Origin of the sequence: Vibrio ordalii ATCC 33509, from assembly GCA_000257205.1 — a bacterium.
GTDB classification, from domain to species: Bacteria; Pseudomonadota; Gammaproteobacteria; order Enterobacterales; family Vibrionaceae; genus Vibrio; species Vibrio ordalii.
In genome coordinates this window covers 1-1,187 of sequence record AEZC01000092.1, presented here as the reverse complement: position 1 = coordinate 1,187, position 1,187 = coordinate 1, and the positions used below count along the sequence as shown (strand labels likewise).

Sequence of the window (1,187 nt, the reverse complement as noted above, 5' to 3'; positions counted from 1 at the left end):
AAATTAAGCGATAACTTTAGCAACAACACCAGCACCTACTGTACGACCACCTTCACGGATCGCGAAACGTAGACCTTCATCCATCGCGATTGGAGCGATTAGCTCTACAACCATTTGGATGTTGTCGCCTGGCATTACCATCTCTACGCCTTCTGGTAGAGAGATATCGCCTGTTACGTCCGTTGTACGGAAGTAGAACTGTGGACGGTAGCCTTTGAAGAACGGAGTATGACGGCCGCCTTCATCTTTAGACAGTACATACACTTCTGACTCGAACTTAGTGTGTGGAGTGATTGAACCTGGTTTAGCTAGTACTTGACCACGTTCTACTTCATCACGCTTAGTACCACGTAGAAGTGCACCAACGTTCTCACCTGCACGACCTTCGTCAAGCAGCTTACGGAACATCTCAACACCTGTACAAGTCGTTGTGATTGTGTCTTTGATACCAATGATCGCAACTTCGTCACCTACACGTAGGATACCGCGCTCGATACGGCCAGTGACTACTGTACCACGACCTTGGATTGAGAATACGTCTTCGATTGGTAGTAGGAATGCTTGGTCTACTGCACGCTCAGGCTCTGGAATGTAAGTGTCTAGCGCTTCAGCAAGCTCAAGGATTTTCGCTTCCCACTGCTCTTCGCCGTTTAGTGCGCCTAGTGCAGAACCTTGGATAACTGGAAGGTCATCACCTGGGAAATCGTACTCAGATAGAAGCTCACGAACTTCCATTTCTACTAGCTCTAGAAGCTCTTCATCATCAACCATGTCACATTTGTTCATGAATACGATGATGTAAGGAATACCAACTTGGCGACCAAGTAGGATGTGCTCACGAGTTTGTGGCATTGGGCCATCTGTTGCAGCAACAACTAGGATACCGCCGTCCATTTGCGCAGCACCTGTGATCATGTTTTTAACATAGTCAGCGTGTCCTGGGCAGTCTACGTGTGCGTAGTGGCGTGCTGGTGTATCGTACTCTACGTGAGAAGTATTGATTGTAATACCGCGCTCGCGCTCTTCTGGAGCGTTATCGATAGATGCGAAGTCTTTCGCTTCACCACCGTACACTTTTGCAAGTGTAGTACAGATAGCAGCAGTTAGAGTTGTTTTACCGTGGTCAACGTGGCCGATAGTACCAACGTTTACGTGCGGTTTCGTACGTTCAAATTTTGCTTTAGACA

Annotated in this window: 1 protein-coding gene; it reads right to left on the bottom strand. The window is 47.7% G+C overall.

Annotated elements, in window-relative coordinates; translation table 11 throughout:
* Nucleotides 1-3 precede the first annotated feature (3 nt).
* Nucleotides 4-1,187, bottom strand: a 1,184-nt coding sequence (gene tuf / locus VOR_RS0106605) for an elongation factor Tu (RefSeq protein ID WP_010318927.1), incomplete at its 5' end; no start/stop codon positions are given.